General features: G+C 72.8%; 12 protein-coding genes. 2 read left to right on the plus strand and 10 right to left on the minus strand.

Annotation, left to right across the window (positions count from 1 at the left end; translation table 11 throughout):
- Positions 1-115 precede the first annotated feature (115 nt).
- From ABD350_RS27395 to ABD350_RS27430, 8 genes are all read right to left on the minus strand, one after another.
- Positions 116-1,210, minus strand: coding sequence for an HAD-IIIC family phosphatase (locus tag ABD350_RS27395; protein WP_344351173.1), 1,095 nt, complete (start codon positions 1,208-1,210; stop codon positions 116-118).
- Positions 1,207-2,343: an acyl-CoA dehydrogenase family protein gene (locus tag ABD350_RS27400; RefSeq protein ID WP_344351176.1), complete on the minus strand. Its 1,137-nt coding sequence runs from the start codon at positions 2,341-2,343 to the stop codon at positions 1,207-1,209. The genes ABD350_RS27395 and ABD350_RS27400 overlap by 4 nt, the downstream gene beginning before the upstream one ends.
- Positions 2,336-2,632, minus strand: a complete 297-nt coding sequence (locus ABD350_RS27405; RefSeq protein ID WP_344351179.1) for an acyl carrier protein — start codon at positions 2,630-2,632, stop codon at positions 2,336-2,338. The genes ABD350_RS27400 and ABD350_RS27405 overlap by 8 nt, the downstream gene beginning before the upstream one ends.
- Complete coding sequence (locus tag ABD350_RS27410; RefSeq protein WP_344351182.1) at positions 2,629-3,483, minus strand: 3-hydroxyacyl-CoA dehydrogenase family protein; 855 nt, start codon at positions 3,481-3,483, stop codon at positions 2,629-2,631. The genes ABD350_RS27405 and ABD350_RS27410 overlap by 4 nt, the downstream gene beginning before the upstream one ends.
- Positions 3,456-5,966 (minus strand): type I polyketide synthase, encoded by a 2,511-nt coding sequence (locus ABD350_RS27415; protein ID WP_344351185.1) that lies wholly within the window; start codon positions 5,964-5,966, stop codon positions 3,456-3,458. Before ABD350_RS27415 ends, ABD350_RS27410 begins: the two co-directional genes overlap by 28 nt.
- 61 nt (positions 5,967-6,027) lie before the next feature.
- On the minus strand, positions 6,028-10,413 hold the full coding sequence (locus tag ABD350_RS27420; protein ID WP_344351188.1) for a MupA/Atu3671 family FMN-dependent luciferase-like monooxygenase: 4,386 nt from the start codon (positions 10,411-10,413) through the stop codon (positions 6,028-6,030).
- A complete protein-coding gene (locus tag ABD350_RS27425) occupies positions 10,410-15,488 on the minus strand; it encodes an amino acid adenylation domain-containing protein (protein WP_344351190.1) in 5,079 nt (1,692 codons plus the stop codon). Before ABD350_RS27425 ends, ABD350_RS27420 begins: the two co-directional genes overlap by 4 nt.
- A 44-nt stretch (positions 15,489-15,532) precedes the next feature.
- Positions 15,533-15,727: an MbtH family protein gene (locus ABD350_RS27430; RefSeq protein ID WP_344351192.1), complete on the minus strand. Its 195-nt coding sequence runs from the start codon at positions 15,725-15,727 to the stop codon at positions 15,533-15,535.
- Between the two features lie 619 nt (positions 15,728-16,346).
- Here ABD350_RS27430 and ABD350_RS27435 point away from each other — a divergent pair.
- Together ABD350_RS27435 and ABD350_RS27440 are read left to right on the plus strand one after the other, a co-directional pair.
- Positions 16,347-16,745, plus strand: coding sequence for a DUF6153 family protein (locus ABD350_RS27435; protein ID WP_344351195.1), 399 nt, complete (start codon positions 16,347-16,349; stop codon positions 16,743-16,745).
- Between the two features lie 95 nt (positions 16,746-16,840).
- The gene (locus tag ABD350_RS27440) at positions 16,841-17,494 is read left to right on the plus strand and encodes a DUF305 domain-containing protein (RefSeq protein WP_344351198.1); all 654 of its coding nucleotides are present in this window, start codon (positions 16,841-16,843) and stop codon (positions 17,492-17,494) included.
- Positions 17,495-17,542: 48 nt separating this feature from the next.
- Here ABD350_RS27440 and rocD read toward each other — a convergent pair whose 3' ends face one another.
- Both rocD and ddaH read right to left on the minus strand, forming a co-directional pair.
- Positions 17,543-18,760, minus strand: a complete 1,218-nt coding sequence (rocD, locus tag ABD350_RS27445) for an ornithine--oxo-acid transaminase (protein ID WP_344351201.1) — start codon at positions 18,758-18,760, stop codon at positions 17,543-17,545.
- On the minus strand, positions 18,760-19,569 hold the full coding sequence (ddaH, locus tag ABD350_RS27450; protein ID WP_344351204.1) for a dimethylargininase: 810 nt from the start codon (positions 19,567-19,569) through the stop codon (positions 18,760-18,762). Before ddaH ends, rocD begins: the two co-directional genes overlap by 1 nt.
- Positions 19,570-19,706 lie beyond the last annotated feature (137 nt).

Consider the following 19,706-nt stretch of genomic DNA (forward strand, 5'->3'; position numbering starts at 1 on the left):
CCCGCACGCGATCCGGCGAACGCGACAGAGTCCTCCGACGGTATGTCGGAGGACTCTGCGCGCGGCGAAGACCGTGATCCGGTGGGGGATGGGGTGACCCTGTCGTGCTCCGGCGTCAGGTCGTGGCCAGGGGGACGGTGGTGAGACGTATCGTGCAGGGCACCGGCCTGGGTGCCGGTGTGATGTGCAGTCGTTGCGTCCGCCCGTCGCCCGGCGGCGGCAGTTCGGCAAGGCAGGCACACAGCTCGTCGGTGAACCCGGTGAACCGGTAGGCGACTTCCATGATCCGGTTGCGTTCGGTCGGCCGGAAGTCCGCGGCCAGATGGGCGCCGGCCGTCGCCGCCTCGCTGATCAGCCAGTTCAGCACGGTGGCGCCGGCGCCGTACGAGACGACCCGGCACGAGGTGGCCAGGAGCTTCAGGTGCCACACCGCCGCCCCGGTCTCCACGAGCGCGACTCCGACCGCTCCGTGCGACCCGAAGCGGTCGCTCATCGTCACCGCGAGGACCTCGTGGCGTGCGTCGTCCAGCAACGCGCGCAGATCGGCGTCGGAGTAGTGGACACCGGTCGCGTTCATCTGGCTGGTGCGCAGTGTCAGTTCTTCCATCCGGGACAGGTCGTCGGCGGTGGCCCGGCGGATGTCCATCGCGAGGTCCAGCGAGCGCAGGAACTCCTCCGACGGCCCCTCGAACGACTCCTGCTCGGCCTGGCGCCGCGCGTTCGCCTGGTACATCTCGCGGCGGCGGCGCGAGTCGACGGTCACCGTCGCCGGGGTGAACTCGGGCAGCGCCAGCAGTTCGGGCGCCGACTCGGCCGGGTAGCAGCGCACCTGCGGCAGGTGGAACGCCACCTCGGCGCGTTCGGCCGGCTGGTCGTCGACGAAGGCGATCGTGTGGTGGGCGAACTTCAGCTCGTCGGCGATCTCCCGGACCGACGCCGACTTCGGGCCCCACCCGATCCTGGCGAGCACGAAGTACTCGGCGATGCCGAGGTCCTCCAGGCGCCGCCAGGCGGGTCCGTGGTCGTTCTTGCTGGCGACGGCCTGCAGGATGCCGCGGGAGTCGAGGCCCACGATGGTCTCGTAGACCTGGTCGTCGACGGCCACGTCGTCGCCCTCAAGGAGGGTGCCTTTCCACAGTGTGTTGTCCAGGTCCCAGACGACACATTTCACGGTGGTGATCGGTTCGTTCGGTGGCAATGATCCGCTCACTGGGCCTCCTCCTGCCGCGCCGTGCCGTTCCCGCTCGCCACGGCGTGCCTGGCGAGTTCGAGCTGGCATATCTCGCTGCTGCCCTCGATGATCTCCATCAGCTTGGCGTCCCGGTAGGCGCGGGCGACCACGTGGCCGTCCGATGCGCCCGCCGAGGCCATGATCTGCAGGGCCGACGCGCTCGCCTGCACGGCCTGGGTCGCGCTGACGTGCTTGGCGAGGACGGTGGCGATCACGAGGTCCGGCGAACCCGACTCCCAGCAATCGCCGGCGTGCCGGCACACCGCGGTGGCGACCTGCTCGGCGGCGTAGAGCTCGGCGATCCTGCGGGAGACCAGCTGGTGCTCCGCGATCGGTTTGCCGAACTGCCGCCGCGATCTCGCGTGCTCGGTCACCGCGCCGAGGCAGCCGCGCAGGATGCCCACACAGCCCCAGGCCACCGACATCCGGCCGTAGGCCAGGGCGGTCGTCACCAGGAACGGCAGCGACAGTCCGGTGCCGCCGAGGACGTTGGCGGCCGGCAGGCGTACGCCGTCCAGCCGCACCCGCGCGTGGCCCGCCGCACGGCAGCCCATCGGGTGCGGGACCCTCTCGATCGTGACGCCCTCGGCGTTCGTGGGCACGACGACCGCTGCCGCGTTGTCGCCCGCTTTCCCGATGACGACGATCAGGTCGGCATAGGCCGCGGCGGTGATCCACGTCTTGCTGCCGTCCACGATCACCGCGTCACCGGCGAAACGCAGCTCGGTGGTCATCGCGCCGAGGTCGCTGCCGGCGTCCGGCTCGCTGAAGGCGACGGCCGCGAGCCGGCCGCTGGTCAGTTGCGGCAGGAACACGGCCCGCTGGTCGGCAGTGCCGAGGCGTTGCACGGTCCACGCCGCCATGCCCTGCGAGGTCATCACACTGCGCACCGAACTGCACAGGCTCCCGGCGCGGGCGGTGAGCGTCCCGCTCTCCTGGCTGCCCAGGCCGAGTCCGCCGTACCGCTTGTGCACTTCGGCGCAGAGTACGCCGGCGGCGCCGAGCCGGCTCAGGACGGTCCGGGGGATCTCCCCGGCGATGTCCCATGCGCCGGCGTTCTCCTCGACGAGACGCCAGATGTCCTCGCTCCCGGGGCAGGGTGCCTCAGACATCGCTGTCTGCGGCAGACTCTGCCCGGAGCCGGCCGACGAGCGCGGCCATGCTCTCGACCGTGCGGAAGTTGGTCAGCTGCAAGTCCGGCCCGGCGACCGTCACGGAGTAGGTCTGCTCCAGGAACACGACCAGCTGCATGGCGAACATGGAGTTGGCGACCCCGGTGACGAAGAGGTCCTGGTCGGCCCCGGGCTTGGTGCGGGTCTGCTCGGCCACGAACCTGGTGATCTCGTCGACGACGGCGTCCACGTCGAAGGGCGCCTTGCCGGTCTGCTGTTCCGGTGTCATGACTGTGCCTCACTGTAGTTGTAGAAGCCGCGGCCGCTCTTGCGGCCGAGTTCGCCTAGCCGGACCTTTTCGAGAAGAAGTTCGCTGGGACGGCACCGCTCGTCACCGGTCCGGGCGTACAGCGCCTGAAGAGCGTCGACGAGGTTGTCGATGCCGATCAGGTCCGCGGTGCGCAGCGGGCCCGTCGGATGCCCGAGACAGCCCTGCATCAGGGTGTCCACGTCCTCGACGGTGGCGGTGCCGGCGCCGACCACCCGCGCCGCGTCGTTGATCATCGGGTGCAGGAGCCGGCTGGTCACGAACCCGGGGGCGTCCCGGACCACCACCGCGCGCCGGCCGATCCGGGTCAGCAGCGAGAGCACCGACTCGACGGTCCGGTCCGCGGTCCGCGGGCCGCGGATCACCTCGACCATCGAGATCAGGTACGCGGGGTTCATGAAGTGGGTTCCGATGAGGTCGCCCGGGCTTTTCACCCACGCGGCCATTTCGTCGATGGGTATGCCGGAGGTGTTGGAGATCAGGGGGGTTCCGGGGCGGACCAGCGCCGATATGCCGGCGAGGACGTCCGCTTTCCTGTCGGGCAGTTCGGTGACCGCCTCGATGACCACCGCGGCGTCGGCGACCTCGTCCAGCGACACCGTGGTGCGCAGTCGCGCCGGGGCGCGCCCGGCCGGCAGCGCGCCCGTCAGCGTCGCGTGCCGCAGGCCGTCGGCGATCGCGGCGGCGGCGCGCCCCAGCACGCCTTCGTCGATGTCCACCAGTACGACGGGCAGTCCGTGTCCGACGACGAGCGTCGAGATCCCGGTGCCCATGACGCCCGCGCCTACGATGGCGACGAGTGGCTCGTCCATGACGCCTCCTCCAAACCCAGTGGTGCGTAACTGCCGGAGTCCGGGCCGATCCAGTAGCGGCTGCGCTGGAACGGGTAGCCCGGCAGGGACACTCGCCGCGGTCGCGATGTGCCGCGGAAGGCGTCCCAGTCGATGTCGACGCCGGACTGCCAGAGCCTGCCGACGGTGTCGAGCAGCGCGGCCGGGCCGGACCGGCCCCCGTGCGCGGGTGCCAGCGACGGCAGCGCCGTCAGCTGCTTCGCCGTCTCCTGCCGGGCGACGGCTTCGGTCAGTGTGCTGTCCGGCCCCACCTCCAGCAGGATCCGGCCGTCCTCGGCGGCCAGTTCTCGCAGGCCGTCGGCGAAGGGGGCCGCCTCGCGCAGGCGGCGGGCCCAGTGGGCCGGCTCCGTGGCGTCCCGGGGGGTCATCCAGCTTCCGGTCGCCGCGCAGATGTACGGCACCTGCGGCGGTTTGAGCGCGTGGCGTGCCACCTCGGTGGCGAACTCCGACGCGTACGCCTCGGGCACCGCGCCCGCCTGGGCGTGGGAGCGGGCCTCGGCGCCGGCGGCCGTGATGGCGATGGCGTCCGCCAGGTCGATCACGCCGGCCAGGCAGGCCGCCACGTACTCGCCGTCGCCCTCGCCGATCATCGCGGTGGGGTGCACTCCCCACGACTGCCACAGCCGTGCGAGGGCCCACTGCAGACCGAAGGCCGCGACCGGCACGCCGCGCGGGTCGTCGTGCCCGGCCCGCGGGCCGTCCCAGGTGGACGGGAAGAGCAACGCGCGCAGGTCGTGGCCGAGCAGTGGCCGTGCCAGTTCGGCGCAGCGGTCCACTTCCCGGGCGAAGACCGGTTCGGCGCGGTGGATCGCCGTGGCGGCGTCCGGCCGGTGGGAGGCGCTGCCGGGGAACATGAAGACCACCTGGCGGGCCACCGCGTCCTCGGCGGTGTCCACGGCGCCGGGCCGTGCCAGTGCCCGCAGGGCGGCTGTCGCCTCCGCCCGGTCGCGGCACACCAGGTGCCGGCGGAGCGGGAAGGCGCGGCGGCCGGCCCGCAGGGTGTGGGCGACGTCGGCGAGGTCGAGGTCGTCCTGGCGGTCCAGGCGGTCGGCGAGGCTGCTCGCGGCGTCCGCCAGGGCCTTGCCGCTGCGGGCGGACAGCACGAGCAGCTGCCGGTCGCGTGCGTCCGGCTCGGTGGCCCGCGGTGCCGGTGCTTCCTGGAGTACCAGGTGGGCGTTGGTACCGCCGACCGCGAAGGCGCTGACTCCGGCGCGCCGCGGCGTCGCGCCGCGTGGCCAGGGGCGGGCGGTGGTCGGGACGTAGAACGGTGTGCGGTCCAGCAGCAGGGCCGGGTTGGGCGCGTCGAAGTTGATGCTCGGCGGGATCTCGCCGTGTTCCAGGGCCAGTACCGCCCGGGCGAAACCCGCCGCTCCCGCGGCGGCGTCCAGGTGGCCGATGTTGGCCTTCGTCGAGCCGAGCGCGCAGAACCCGCGTTCGCCGGTGTCGAAGGCCTTGGTGAGGCCGGCCACCTCGATCGGATCGCCGAGCGGGGTGCCGGTGCCGTGGGCTTCGATGTAGCCGATGCTCTCCGGCTCCACGCCGGCGACGGCCTGGGCGGTGGCGATCACCTCGGCCTGTGCCTGCATGCTCGGCGCGTTGAATCCGAACTTCGCCGAGCCGTCGTTGTTGACCGCGCTGCCGATGACGAGGGCGCGGATGTGGTCGTTGTCGGCGAGCGCGTCGCTGAGCCTGCGCAGTGCCACGACCGTGACGCCGTAGCCGGGAACGGTTCCGCTGGAGGCGGCGTCGAAGGGCCGGCAGTGGCCGTCACGCGCGAAGATGCCGCCCGCGACGACGGGGTAGCCGCCGATCAGCGGCACGGGCAGGGCCACTCCTCCCGCCAGTGCCATGTCGCACTCGTGGCCCAGCAGCGCCTGGCAGGCGAGGTGGATGGCGACGAGCGAGGTGGAGCACGCCGATTGCACGGTCATCGCGGGGCCGCGGAGGTCGCACAGGTATGCCGCCCGGGTCGCGAGGAAGTCCTTGTCGTTGTAGGGGCGGGCGGAGAAGGCCGACAGCGATCCGCGGAACCGCGCGTTCGCCAGGAGGTTCAGCGGCAGGTACTTGTTGGCGAAGCAGCCGGCGTAGACGCCTACGGAGCCGTCGAACCGCGACGGGTCGTGCCCGGTGTCCTCCAGCGCGTGCCAGACGCATTCGGCGAAGATCCGCTGCTGTGGGTCGCTGATCCGCGCCTGTTCCTCGGTGTAGCCGAAGAACTCGGCGTCGAAGTGGTCGGCGTCCTCGATGACCGCGGCGGCGGGTACGTAGTCGGGGTGGGTGATCATTTCCTTCGGCCAGCCGGCGTCGACCAGCTGCCGGGTGCTGAACCTGGTGACCGATTCGACGCCGTCGCGCTGGTTGCGCCAGAACGCCTCGATGGTGGGGGCTCCCGGCAGTCGGCCGGCGAGCCCCACGACCGCGATCGGCTCCACTGCGTCTTCCATCCCGGTGCTCACCCAAGGCCCCCCTCGGCTCGATGCCCTGTCGAAAAGTCCGCGGACACGCTCACGCCCCCGTCCTGCCCGCTCGGCGTGCGGCGGCCTGTCCGGCGACGCGGCGGGCGGCCGCCCGTGCGGCGCCCGCGCTGACCGCCTCGTCGGGCCCTTCGGCCGGCTTGCGGTCGATGGCCTCGGCGAGTGCGCGTGCGGACGGGTAGCTGAACATGTCCACCAACGACAGCTTGCTGTCGTGGTGTTCGAGCAGGCGTGCCCTGGCCACGACCACGAGCAGCGAGTTCCCCCCGAGCTCGAAGAAGCTGTCGTCCAGGCCCACCCGGTCCACGCCGAGTACCTCCCGCCACACGTCGGTGACCAGCCGTTCGGTCGCGGTCGTCGGCGGTGCGTACGCGGTCGTGCCCGCGGGCCGCGCGTCCGACAGGTCGGGCAGCGCCCTGCGGTCGACCTTCTTGTTCGGGGTCAACGGCATCGCGTCGATGGGGTGGAGGACGCTCGGCACCATGTAGCCGGGCAGCCGTGTGGCGAGGAAGGCGCGCAGTTCGGTGGCGGTCGCGGGCCGGTCGGCCACCGGAACGTAGTAGCCGGTGATCCGTTGCTCCGCGCCGGTGCCCCGGATGACGGCGGCCGCCGAGCGGACCTTGGGGTGTTCGGCGAGCGTCGTCTCGATCTCACCGAGTTCGATCCGGTGGCCGTGCAGCTTGACCTGGTCGTCGAGCCGGCCGAGGAATTCGAGTGTGCCGTCGGGCGTCCAGCGGGCCAGGTCGCCCGTTCGGTAGAGGCGTGCGCCGGGCCGGCCGGCGAACGGGTCGGGCTGGAAGCGTTCGGCGGTCACCCGGGCGCGGTCGAAGTAGCCTCGCACCACGCCGTCCCCGCCGAGCAGCAGTTCTCCGGGTACGCCCGTCGGGCACGGCCGCATGTCGCGATCGACCACGTAGGCCCGTACGTTCGCCAGCGGCCGTCCGATGGTCACCGGGCCGCCGCCGGGCGCGATCCGGGACGTCGTCGCCCAGACCGCGGCCTCGGTCGGCCCGTACATGTTGTGGACCGTGCCCGCGACGGTGCCGGCGAGTTCGCGGGCCAGGTCGGCGGGGAGCGCTTCGCCGCCCACCAGCAGCCGGTCGAGCCCGCGCAGCCGGTCGCGCGCGTCCTGGTCGGCCAGCAAAGCGCGGGCCAGCGAGGGCGTGCACTGCAGGTGCGTCACCGCGTGCTCGCGCAGTTGTTCGGCGATCGGTTCCTCGGCCTTGGCCAGCGCCGCGTTCCTGCGCTCGTCGCTGATCTCCCTGACGGTGGCCAGGTGGGTCAGGGCGTCGAGTGCCGCCTTCTCCTCGACACCGAAGTCGATCAGGCAGGCGACCTCGTCGACGCCGGCGGCCTTCATCCGGTCCACCATGTCGGCGCAGACCTGCGGTGTGCCGAGCAGGCTGGCGGTGGCGAAGAACCGTTCGAATGCCCGGTCGATCAGTTCCCGCAGTTCCTCGGGGGGCAGCGCCTTGAAGTCCTCGGCGCTCCGGGTGGTGATGCCGAGCGAGGAGATCAGGTCGAAGGAGGTCTCCAGGTACCGGCTCATCGGCTCCCGGACCAGCTCGCGGACCGCGTCGAGGTCCGGGCCGACGAACGTGTGGACCATGACCACCACGTGGCCGTCCCCGGGCCCGTGCCCGTGCTCGCGCCAGGTCCTGCGGTACAGCGCGATCTTCTCGGCCAGTTCCTCCAGGCTGTGCCCGAGGAGGTGGGTGAGGACCCCGGTGCCGGCCTCGCCCGCCATCCGGAAGGTTTCCGGGTGCCTGGCGCTGGTCAGCCACACCGGCAGCTCCGGCTGGACGGGCCGGGGGAAGACGCCGACCTCGACCTCGGCGCCGATGCCGTTGCGCCGCGGCACCTTCCCGCCGCGCCACAGCTTGCGGACCTCGGCGAGGCCGTCCATCATCAGCTGCTTGCGCTTGTCGTACCGGTCGGGTGCGAGCGTGAAGTCGTTGGCGTGCCAGCCGGACGCCAGGGAGATGCCGACCCGGCCGGCCGAGATGTTGTCCACGGCGGACCATTCCTCGGCCACGCGCAGTGGGTCGTGCAGCGGCATGACCACGCTGCCCGCGCGGACTTGGACGCGCTCGGTGACCGCGGCGACGGCCGCCGCCGTCACCGAGGGGTTCGGGTACAGCCCGCCGAACTGGTGGAAGTGGCGTTCGGGGGTCCACACGGCGGTGAAGCCGTTGCGGTCGGCGAACCTCGCGCCGTCGAGCAGCAGGCGGTAGCGGTCGTCGGAGGCGGCTTCGCAGTCGCTGCCGAAGTAGAGCAGGCTGAAGTCGATGTGGCGGGCACGGGCCTTGGCCACCGCGGCCGACCGCGCGGCGGCAGGCGCCGACGGCAGGGGCGGTTCGCGGCGCAGCACGATCCGGTGGCCGTGGATCAGCGCCCACAGCAGCTCGACCACGGAGATGTCGAAGGAGACGCTGGTCAGCGCGAGCCAGGTGCCGGGCTCGTCGGCGCCGAAGACGTCGTCCATCCCGGCGAACAGGTTGACCACGTTGCGGTGGGTGACCATGACGCCCTTGGGCTGTCCGGTGGAGCCGGACGTGTAGATCACGTACGCCAGGTTGTCGGCGGTGACCGCCGGGAGCGGGTTGTCGGGAGGGCTGTCCGGTGTCGCGGCCAGGTCGGGGACGACGACGTGGGCGGCGCCGAGGCGGTCCGCGGCCGCGGCGGAGCCGGAGTCCGCGACGACCAGCCGCACGCCGGCGTCGCCGACCATGAACGCCAGTCGGTCGGGCGGGTAGTCGGGATCCAGCGGGAGGTAGGCCGCGCCCGCCTTGAGGATCCCCAGCAGGGTGACCATCAGCAGGGATGTGCGGCCGAGGTGGACGCCCACCGGCTCGTCCGGTGCCACGCCGAGTCGGCGCAGCCGGGTGGCTAGCCGGTCGGCGAGCCCGTCGAGCTCGCGGTAGGTCAAGGTGGCGTCGGCCGCGATCACGGCGACCGCGTCGGGGGTCGCCGCCGCCCGCCGCGCGAACAGGTGGTGCACCAGGGCGTCGGGGGCCTCGGCCCGGGGGCCGGTCTGCCAGTCGGCCAGGGCGGCGAGCTCGGCGGCCGGCAGCACCGCCAGTTCGCCGACGGGGCGGTCGGGGGCCTGCGCGGCGGCGGTGACGACGCTGACGTACCGGTCGGCGATCCGCTGGGCGGTCGTGGCTTCGAACAGGTCCGTGCTGTACTCCAGGCGGCCGGTCACACCGGCCGGGGTCCGCGTGAGGCTCAGGGTGAGGTCGAACCTCGCCGCGCCGGTGTCGCCCAGCACCGGCCGCACCTGGCAGCCGTGCAGGCGCAGCCCCGTCCCCTCGTCTTCGTACCGGTAGCTGAACAGCACCTGGAACAGCGGGTTGTGGGCCAGGTCGCGGTCGGGGTGCAGTTCTTCGACGAGTTTCTCGAACGGCAGGTCCTGGTGGGCGAGCGCGCCCTTGACTTCCGTCCACAGCCGCTGGACCAGCTCACGGAACGTCGGGCCGCGGGTGAGGTCGCAGCGGAGCACCAGGGTGTTGGTGAAGAACCCGATGAGGCGGGCCAGTTCGGGGCGTTCCCGGCCGGAGACCGGTGTGCCGACGACGACTTCGTCCTGGCCGGCGTGTGCCCGCAGCAGTACCGCGAAGGCGGCGAGCAGGACGCTGTAGAGCGTGACGCCTTCGCTCCTGCCCAGCTCTTCGAGCCGCTGGACCGAGGCCGGCGGCAGTTCGAAGGTGAGCGCGGCGCCGCGGTAGCTCTGTACCGGTGGGCGGGTGTGATCGGTGGGCAGGTGCTGGGCGGGCAGGCCGGCCAGCCGGTCCGTCCAGTACGCCAGCAGCCGGTCGAGTTCGGGTCCGGCCAGCGTGCTGTGCTGCCACTCGGCGAAGTCGGCGTACTGCATGGGCGGGTCGGGCTCGCGGCATTCCTCGCCGGTGAGGGCGGCCCGGTAGTGGAGTTCGAGTTCCCTGCCGAGGGTGCCGACCGACGCGGCGTCGCAGGCGAGGTGGTGCACGGTGAGCAGCAGACGGTGCCGCTGTTCGCCCAGGCGCAGCAGGCGGGCGCGGATGACCCGGCCGGCCACCAGGTCGAACGGGGCGCCGGCTTCCTCGTCCGCGAGCCGCGGCGCCTCGTCCGGCGTCCGGCCGGGCGCGGTCAGGTCGGTGACCGGTATGGAGGCCGGGGCGGGCGGCAGGACCACCTGGTGGGGGGTGCCGCCGGTGGAGCGGAAGGCGGTCCGCAGGATCTCGTGGCGCCGCACGACCTCGGTCAGCGCCTGTTCGAGCGCGCCGTGGTCCAGCGGGCCGGTGATGTCGTAGCCGAGCGGGACGTTGTAGACCGAGCTGCCCGGCTGCAGTTGGTCGAGGAACCACAGGCGCTGTTGCGCGTACGACAGCGGAGCCGCGCCGTTCTCTTCCCCGGCTTCCGGTTCGATGACCGTGCTCACTGCTGCACCTCGGTTTCCTGCGTGTCGCGCAGGAGCGACTCGCCTTCCTCGTCACCGGGCCGGCCGGGCCCGGGCACCGGCCGCACGGCGGTGCGGCGGCTGCGCGGTGTGATCGGGGCGGGGCCTGTCGCCGCTCCTGTCGTGGCGGCGGTCACGGCGTCCGCCAGGCCGGCCACGGTGGGATGCTGGAGGAACGCGGAGATGGGGACCTGGACGCCGAAGGCCTCGTTGACCTGGGCCACCAGCCGGGCCGCCAGCAGGGAGTGGCCGCCGGCGCGGAAGAAGTCGTCCGTGCGCCCCACCGGCTGGTCGTGCAGCAGCGCAGAGGCGAGCCGGGCGACGCGTTCTTCCGTCGGTGTCCGCGGCGCCTGCCGGGTGCGGGGCCGGGCCGGGGTGCTCGGTGCCAGGGCGGCCAGCGCGTCGTGGTCCACCTTGCCGTGTTCGGTGAGCGGCAGGGCGGGGAGCAGCACGATCTTGTCCGGGACCATGTACACGGGCAGCCGGTCCCGCAGGAACGCCAGCAGCTTGTCCTCGGGAATGGTTTCGCCGCGGCCGTCGGTGCAGGCGTACGCCGTGAGCGAGGGTTCGGCTCCGGCCGTGGACGCGCGGGAGACGACGACGGCGTCCCGTACGTCCGGGTGTTCCCCGAGCGTTGCCGCCACTTCTCCGGGCTCGATCCGGAAGCCCCGGATCTTGACCTGTTCGTCCGCGCGGCCCAGGAATTCCAGCTCGCCGTCGGGGCGCCGGCGGACCAGGTCACCGGTGCGGTACAGGCGTGCGCCGGGCCGGGCGGTGAAGGGGTCGGCGAGGAAGCTCTGTTCGGTGAGCTCGGGGCGGTTGACGTAGCCGCGGGCCACCGCCGTGCCGCCGAGGTACAGCTCGCCGCGGACACCGATGGGCACGGGCTGTCCTTCGGCGTCCAGCACATGGGCGTCGACCCCGCTGATCGGCCTGCCGATGGGCGGGCGCGGTCCCGCCGGGGCGGGTGGGACGAGGCCCGCTGTCGCCACCACGGTGTTCTCCGTCGGCCCGTAGTGGTTGAACAGCCGGAACGGCAGGCCGTCGCAGGGCGCCGCCGGCAGCACGTCGCCGCCGGTCAGCAGTGCCCGCAGGGCGGTTTCGGCCGGCCACGGTTCGTCCAGTGCGGCCGCGGCGACGGGGGTGGGCAGGAACGCCGTGGTGATCTGCTGCTCGGCGAGCCAGCGCACCAGTTCCGCCGGCGCGGCCCGCAGGTGCGGCGGGACGACGTGCAAGGTGGCGCCGGCCGCGAGGGTGGGCCAGATCTCCCACGTGGACGCGTCGAAGCCGGGGCTGGCGAACAGTGTGGTGCGGTCCGCCGGACCGAGCGCGTACTCGGCTGTGTGCCAGGCGACCAGGTTCGAGAGCCCCCGGTGTTCCAGTGCGACGCCCTTGGGCCGGCCGGTGGACCCCGAGGTGTAGATGAGGTAGGCCAGCCGCTCCGGGGTGAGCTGGTCGGCGTGTACCGGCTCGGCGTCGGCGTCGGTGCCGGTGTCGGTGTCCAGGCCGAGGACGTGGAGGCCGTGCGCGGAGGCCGGCAGCTGCGGCCGTGTCCGGGGCGTGGTGAGGATCGTACGCGCGCCGGCGTCCTGCAGGATGAAGGCGACGCGCTCGGCCGGGTAGCCCGGGTCCATGGGCAGGTAGCATCCGCCGGCCATGAGCACCGCGAGTTCGCCGACGACGAGTTCGGGGGAGCGATCGGCGTACACCGCCACCGGTTCCTCGGCGGTGATACCGGAGGCGCGGAGCCGGCGGGCCAGTGCGCCCGCCCGCTGCCACAGCTGCCCGTAGCTCAGCTGCCCCTCGGGCCAGCGCACCGCGACGGCGTCCGGTCGCGTCCGCACCTGCTGTGCGATCAGCTCGGTCACCGGCCGGGTGCCGGCCACGGCGGGGCCGTGCGTCCAGCGGTCGAGCTGGGCCGCCTCCTCGTCCGGGAGCAGCCGCAGGGTGCCCACGCGCGTCTGCGGCCGGGCCACCGCGTCGGCGAGCAGGGTCAGGTAGTGCGTGACCATCCGTTCCATGGTGGCTTCGTCGAACAGGTCGGCCGAGTGCTCCCAGATCATGGCGAGGTCGTCGTCCTCGGGGCGGGGCGCTCGGCCCAGGCGCTGCTCGGCCCGCGGGATCACGATCACGTTGAGGTCGGCCTTGGCCGAGTTGTTCGAGCGTTCGGTGACCCTGCCGGAGAGCCCGCCGAAGTCGATGTCGGGCACCGCGGAGTCGTGGAAGCTGAACATGACCTGGAACAGCGGGGTGCGCGAGGGGTCGCGGACCGGGTCGATCGCGTCGATCACCGCGTCGACGGGGGTGTCCGACCAGGCCAGTGTCTCGGCGACGCTCTGGCGCACCTGCGCCAGCAAGTCGCTGAACGGCTGGTCGGCCGACACCTTGGTGCGCATGACCAGCGTGTTGACGAGCATGCCGAGCAACGGCTCCAGCTCGGGCACGTTCCGGTTGGCCGCGCCGGTCCCGACGAGCATGTCCCGCTGTCCGGTGTAGCGGTACAGCAGCGCGGCGAAGCCGGCGTACATGGTGGAGAACAGCGACACCCGGTTCTCGCGGCTGAAGGCGCGCAGCTGCCGGGCCAGTTCGGCGGGGATCCTGATCCGCGGCGCCCGGCCGCAGAAGGTCATCACCGGCGGCCGTGGCCGGTCGGCGGGCAGTTCCAGCGTGTGCGGGGCACCGGCCAGGCGGGCGGTCCAGTGGTCGACGTGCGCGCGCAGCACGTCGCCGCGCATCCAGTCCCGCTGCCAGATGGCGTAGTCCGCGTACTGGACGGCGAGTTCGGGCAGCGGCGAGGGCTGCCCGGCGGCGAAGGCCGGGTAGAGGGCTCGCAGCTCGGACAGGAACACCGACAGCGACCAGCCGTCGTGGACGAAGTGGTGTTCCACGTGGAGGAACGTGTTGTGCCCGTTGCCGTGGCGCAGCAGGACCCAGCGGGCCAGGGGCGGCTTGGTCAGGTCGAACGGCTCGCGCAGGTGCGCGGCGACGACCTCGTCGGCCTGTTCGGCCGGGACGTCGAGGACCCGCAGCGGCGCCTTGGCCTCGGCGAGCGGGCGCTGGTAGCCCACCCCGTCGACGGAGACGAAGGCGGTGCGCAGGATCTCGTGGCGGCGGACGATCTCGTCGAGCGCCGCGCGCAGGGCGTCGACGTCCACGTCGCCCCGCAAGGACACCGTGGCCTGGAAGTTGTAGGCCAGGTTGCCGGGCGAGAGCTGTTCGAAGAACCAGACCCTCTCCTGCGGCAGGGACAGCGGGACCGGCCGGTTCCGGTCGGCTCGGCGCACCGGCGGCGCGGTCGGCGCGATCGCCTGGGCGGCGGGTTCGGCGCCGTTGTCCTCGGTCGCGGCGGCCCGCTGGTCGATGACCGCCGCGAGGTCGGCGACGGTGGGCGCGCCGAACAGCTCGGGCACGCTCACCACGGTGTGCAGTTCCGCGGTGATACGGGCCGCGAGCCCCGCGACGAGCAGCGAGTTCCCGCCGAGGGCGAAGAAGTCGTCGTGGACGCCGACTTCTGTGCCACCCAGCAGCCCGGCCACGATCCTCGCCAGCGCGGCCTCGGTCGGGGTGCGGGGCGGGACCGCGGTGTCGGCCAGGCCGGCCGCCGTGCGGTCGGGGGCGGGCAGCGCGGCGCGGTCGACCTTGCCGTTGGGGGTCAGCGGCAGCGCGGGCAGCACGACGACCGCCGCCGGCACCATGTAGCCGGGCAGCCGGGCCGCGACGAACTCGACCAACTCGGTCGTGGGGACGCCGGTGACCGCGTAGGCGACCAGACGCGCGTCCGGGCGGCCGGAGTGTTCGACCACCACGAAGGCGTCCCGGACGCCGGGGTGCTGCTTGAGGACCGTGGCCACCTCGCCGGGTTCGATCCGGAACCCGCGGATCTTGGCCTGGTCGTCGTAGCGGCCGATGTACTCGAAGACCCCGTCGGGGCGGCGGCGGACCTTGTCGCCCGTGCGGTACATGCGCTGTCCGGGGACGCCGATATCGGGCACGAACGCCGCCGCGGTGCTCGCCGGGTCGTGCAGGTAACCGCGTGCCACGCACGCGCCGCCCAGGCACAGTTCGCCGACCTCGCCGTCGGGCACCGGGTCGAACCCGTCGAGCACGTAGCAGCGCACGCCGTCGACGGGCACGCCGATCGGCGGCGGCACGGGTCCCTTGGGCAGGACCTCGCAGGCCGTCACCTTCACCGTGGCTTCGGTCGGCCCGTAGAGGTTGATCACGGTGAACGGCAGCCCGTCGGGCACGCCGCGCTGCATCGCCGAGCCACCGGTGTGCAGGTACCGGAGCACCGTGTGCGCGGGCCAGGTCTCGTCGAGGACGGCCTCGGCCAGCGGGGTGGGCAGGAAGGTCACGGTGATCTGCTCGTCGGCCAGCCAGGCGGTGAGCGCGGACGGCGAGGTGCGCACCTCGGCGGGCGGCACCACCAGCGTGGCGCCGGCGGTCAGGGTGAACCAGATGTCCTGGACGGACACGTCGAATCCGGGGCTGGCCAGCAGGGTCGAGCGGTCCTGGGGCCGTGTGCCGTAGGTCTTGTGGTGCCAGTGCATCAAGTTGGCCAGACTCGCGTGGGTCACCGCGACGCCCTTGGGCCGGCCGGTGGAACCCGACGTGTAGATCACGTAGGCCAGTGCGTCGCCGTTCGGGCCGGGCGGCGCCGAGGCGGTCGCCGGGGAGGGGTCCCCGGTCAGATCGACCAGCAGGACGTCGTCGCCCAGCGGAGCCCCGCCGGACACCAGCGGCGCGGTGCTGAGGACCGCGACGGCGCCGGAGTCCTGGAGCAGTTGGCGGATCCGCGCGGACGGGTGGGCCGGGTCCAGCGGCAGGTAGGCCCCGCCCGCGAGCAGGACGGCCAGCTCGGCGACCACCAGTTCCGCCGACCGGTCGGCGTAGACGGCCACGACGCTGTCCTGGCCCACCCCTCGCCCGGTGAGCTCGGTCGCCAGAGCGGACGCGTGCGCGGCAAGGTTTCGGTAGGTGAGTCTCAGGTCACCGTCCTGCACCGCGACAGCATCCGGTGCCTCGGCCACCCGGGCGTGGAATTCATTGAGCACCATCTCGCACGTCATCCTTCACTGCTGAGAGTGGGTGGCTGAACGGCTTACCGGGCGGCCCGGCGCAGACTCAGCGGGCGCATGTCCGTCCAGGCCTCGTTGATGTGGGCCAGGCATTCCGCCTGGGAACCGCTGACGTCGCCGCTGCGCCAGCCGAGGGGCAGGTCGCGGTCGGCGGGCCAGATCGAGTACTGCTCCTCGTCGTTGAGTACGACCACGTAGGACCGGGTGTCGTCGTCCATGGGTTCCTCCGGTTCGGCGGGATACGGGGTGGCGTGCCGCTGGTCGTGCCCCCGCGGCCGCCCCGCCGGGCGACGAGACCGTGGACTCGGGCACGAGGGGCACGGCGGGCACGGCGGGTACGACGGGCACGTCGGGTACGGCGGCGCCCGCGCCGCGGCAGGCCGTCGAGACGGTCGTGCGCGCGGAGCATCACCACCGGATCCTCATCGCGTGAGGCCCGGGACCGGCCGGCCGCCTCGGCGCCGTCAGGGCAACCGGGCCGCTTTCGCACTCGGTGACCAGCGAGCACCGGATGCGCGCGGCCCCCGGGACACGGCCGTCGGCGACACGGCCTTTGGCGACACGGCCGTCGGCGAATTACCGCCCATGCGTTTCATTCCGACAGCATGGGTCGCATTGGTTCGCGCCGACAGAGCATGGCAATTACTCCGGTGGTCCGTTGAATCACGGTTTGGGCGGATACGAGGTGTCCGCCGGCCGGCGAAGCAGGCGCCGGTACCGCGCCACGCGTCGTATACCGCCCGGTTGCCCGTGCGCCGCCGCGCCGAACCGGGGGCGCGCGGGCGTGTCGGTGGACCTTGACCGTGCGCCGTCGCACGCCCCCCGTACGATGACCTCATGCGCACCACCGGACAGCACCCGCGGCGACCGCTCAGGCGGTATCGCGCGCTGTCCGTGCTGGCGGTGCTCATCGGGCTGCTGGGCATGCACGCCCTCGCGCCCGGCGGTGGCGCGGGGCACGCGGAACACGCCCACGCAACGCACACGACGGCCGCGCTCGGCGCCGTCGACGACTGCCCGGGCGGTGACGGCCACTGCGGCGGCCACCGGCTGCACCACGCCGACCCCGCCTGCGCCGCCGGCGCGCTGGACGGCGGACCGCGGCTGCCCGCCCCGGCCCCGGACCCGGTGACCGGCCCGGCACCGGCCCACCGTCCGCCCGCCGCGTGGGCCACCGCGCCGGACGGCGCCCGCGCCCCACCCGACCTGGCCGAACTCCAGCTCCTGCGGATCTAGAGGCCGCTTCGGCCGCGCCCGCCCCGCCGCCCGCGGGGACCGCGGCCGTACGCACGCGTGCCCGAAATCCCACCGCAACAACAGGAGTTCTCCCCATGACCACCCGTACCCTGACGCGCCGCGCCGCCCTCGCCACGGCCGCCGTGGCCTCCGCCCTCGTCCTGGCCGCCTGCGGCGGCAGCGGCGACGACCGCGACGACAACGGCACCGGCCACACCGGTCACGGCGCCCCCGCCACGCCGAGCGCCTCCGCCGGCTCCGCCGCCCCGGGCGCGTCGGCCGGCGCGCACAACGCCCAGGACGTCGCCTTCGCCAAGGGCATGATCCCGCACCACCAGCAGGCCCTGGAGATGGCGGAACTGGCCGTCGACCGCGCCTCCTCGAAGCGGGTCAAGGACCTCGCCGCGCGCATCGAGAAGGCGCAGGACCCGGAGATCCGCACCCTGACCGGCTGGCTGAAGGCCTGGGGCGAACAGGCGCCGACGGCCGGCATGGACCACTCCGGCCACACCGGGATGTCCGGGATGATGAGCGAGTCCGACATGGCCGCTCTGAAGAAGGCCACCGGCAAGGACTTCGACAAGCGGTTCCTGTCGCTGATGGTCGAGCACCACCAGGGCGCCGTCGAGATGGCCACCACCGAGAAGCACAAGGGCCGCTCCGGCGACGCCAAGGCCATGGCGGAGGCGATCATCACCGCGCAGGACGCCGAGATCAAGGAGATGAAGCAACTCCTCGGCGCGGAGTGACAGCGCGGCGGGGGCCGGTGTCGCCACCGGCCCCCGCCCGCCCGCTCCTCAGCCCAGCACCTTCTCCAGCGCGCCCAGCGCCGACCGCAGCTCCTCCGCCGTGATGGTCAGCGGCGGCGCCAGCCGGATCGTGGAGCCATGGGTGTCCTTGACCAGGACGCCCTCGCGCATCAGCCGCTCACTGATCGCCCGGCCGGTGCCGAGCGCCGGGTCGACGTCCACACCGGCCCACAGCCCCCGTGCCCGGAACCCGGTCACGCCCCTGCCGATCAGCTCGGTCAGCCCCTCCCGCAGGATCACCCCCAGCTCGGCCGCCCGGCGCTGGAACCCGCCCGTCTCCAGCAGCTCCACCACGGCCGTGCCGACCGCGGCGGCCAGCGGGTTGCCGCCGAACGTCGAACCGTGCTCCCCGGGACGCAGCACACCCAGCACCTCGCGCCGGGCCACCACCGCAGACACCGGTACGATGCCGCCGCCCAGCGCCTTGCCGAGCAGCAGCACGTCCGGCACCACGTTCTCGTGTTCGACGGCGAGGGTACGGCCGGTGCGGCCGAGGCCCGACTGGATCTCGTCGGCGACGAACAGGCAGCCCTTGCGGCGGGTCAGCTCGCGCACGCCCGTGAGATAGCCGTCGTCCGGCACGATCACGCCCGCCTCGCCCTGGATGGGCTCGATCAGCACCGCCGCCGTGGTGTCGTCGACCGCCGCCTCCAGCGCGGCCAGGTCGTTGTACGGCACGACCTTGAAGCCGGGCGTGAAGGGACCGAAGCCGGCGCGGGCCGTCTCGTCCGTGGAGAAGCCGACGATCGTCGTCGTACGGCCGTGGAAGTTCTCCGCCGCGACCACGATCGTCGCCCGGCCGTCGGGAACGCCCTTGACGTCGTAGGCCCACTTGCGGGCCACCTTGATGCCGCTCTCCACGGCCTCCGCGCCGGTGTTCATCGGCAGCACCATGTCCAGCCCGGTCAGCGCCGCGAGCCGCTCGGCGAAGTGGGCCAGCCGGTCGTTGTGGAAGGCGCGGGAGGTCAGGGTGAGCCGGTCGAGCTGGCGGTGGGCGGCCTCGACCAGCGCCGGGTGCCGGTGGCCGAAGTTCAGGGCCGAGTAGCCGGCCAGCATGTCGAGGTAGCGGTTGCCCTCGACGTCCTCCACCCAGCTGCCCTCGGCCCGGGCCACGACCACGGGCAGCGGGTGGTAATTGTGCGCGAGCACCGGCTCCTCCGCGCGGATCAGCTGCTCGGACGTACGGGGGCGTGCGGGTGCGGTCATCAGCGGATCTCCTGGGTGCAGCACTTGATGCCACCGCCGGCCTTGTGCAGCTCGGACAGGTCGACGGGGACGGGGACGTAGCCGTGATCGGCGAGGCGTGCGGCCAGCGCCGCGGCCTGGGGGGCGATGAAGACGTGCCGGCCGTCGCAGACGGAGTTCAGGCCGAAGGCCAGCGCGTCCTCGCGGGTGGCGAGCACCGCCCGCGGATACAGCCGCTGGAGCACCTCGCGGCTGCCCGGTGAGAAGGCCTGCGGGTAGTAGCAGACGTTCTCGTCGTCGAGCACGAACAGCGCCGTGTCCAGGTGGTAGAAGTACGGGTCCACCAGCCGCAGGCCGATCACCGGCCGGCCCAGGAACTCCTGGGCCTCCCGGTGCGCCTCGGGGGTGGTGCGGAACCCGGTGCCGGCGAGCACATACCGGCCCGTCCACACCAGGTCGCCCTCGCCCTCGGCCACCGACTCGGGCCGGTACACGTCGTAGCCGGCCGTCTTGAACCAGGTGTCGTAGTGCTCCGACTCCGGGCGCCGCTCGGGGGCGTGGAAGAGGGAGCCGAAGACCCGGCCGCCGACGACGAGGGCCGCGTTGGCGGCGAACACCATGTCCGGCAGGCCGGGGACCGGCTCGACGCGGTCGACGGTGTGGCCGTGATCCTCGTAGGCGCGGATCAGCGACCGCCACTGCTCCCGGGCCAGGCCCACGTCGACCGGCCGGCCGGGGTCCATCCAGGGGTTGATCGCGTACTGGACGGCGAAGTGTCCGGGTTCGCAGACAAGGAATCGCCGGGGACGCGGCACACGACGTTCGGTCACAGAGGGTTCCCTCCGCTTTCCTGTGTGTCACTGAGGGGGTGACACCACGGTAGGAAGGGAGGAAGACGGACGACAAGCGCGAAAGGCTGCGTAGATGCGCAGCATCGCTGCGTTCTCCTCGGGGCGCACGCACCATG

Source organism: Streptomyces nogalater (genome assembly GCF_039532885.1).
Taxonomy (GTDB): domain Bacteria; phylum Actinomycetota; class Actinomycetes; order Streptomycetales; family Streptomycetaceae; genus Streptomyces; species Streptomyces nogalater.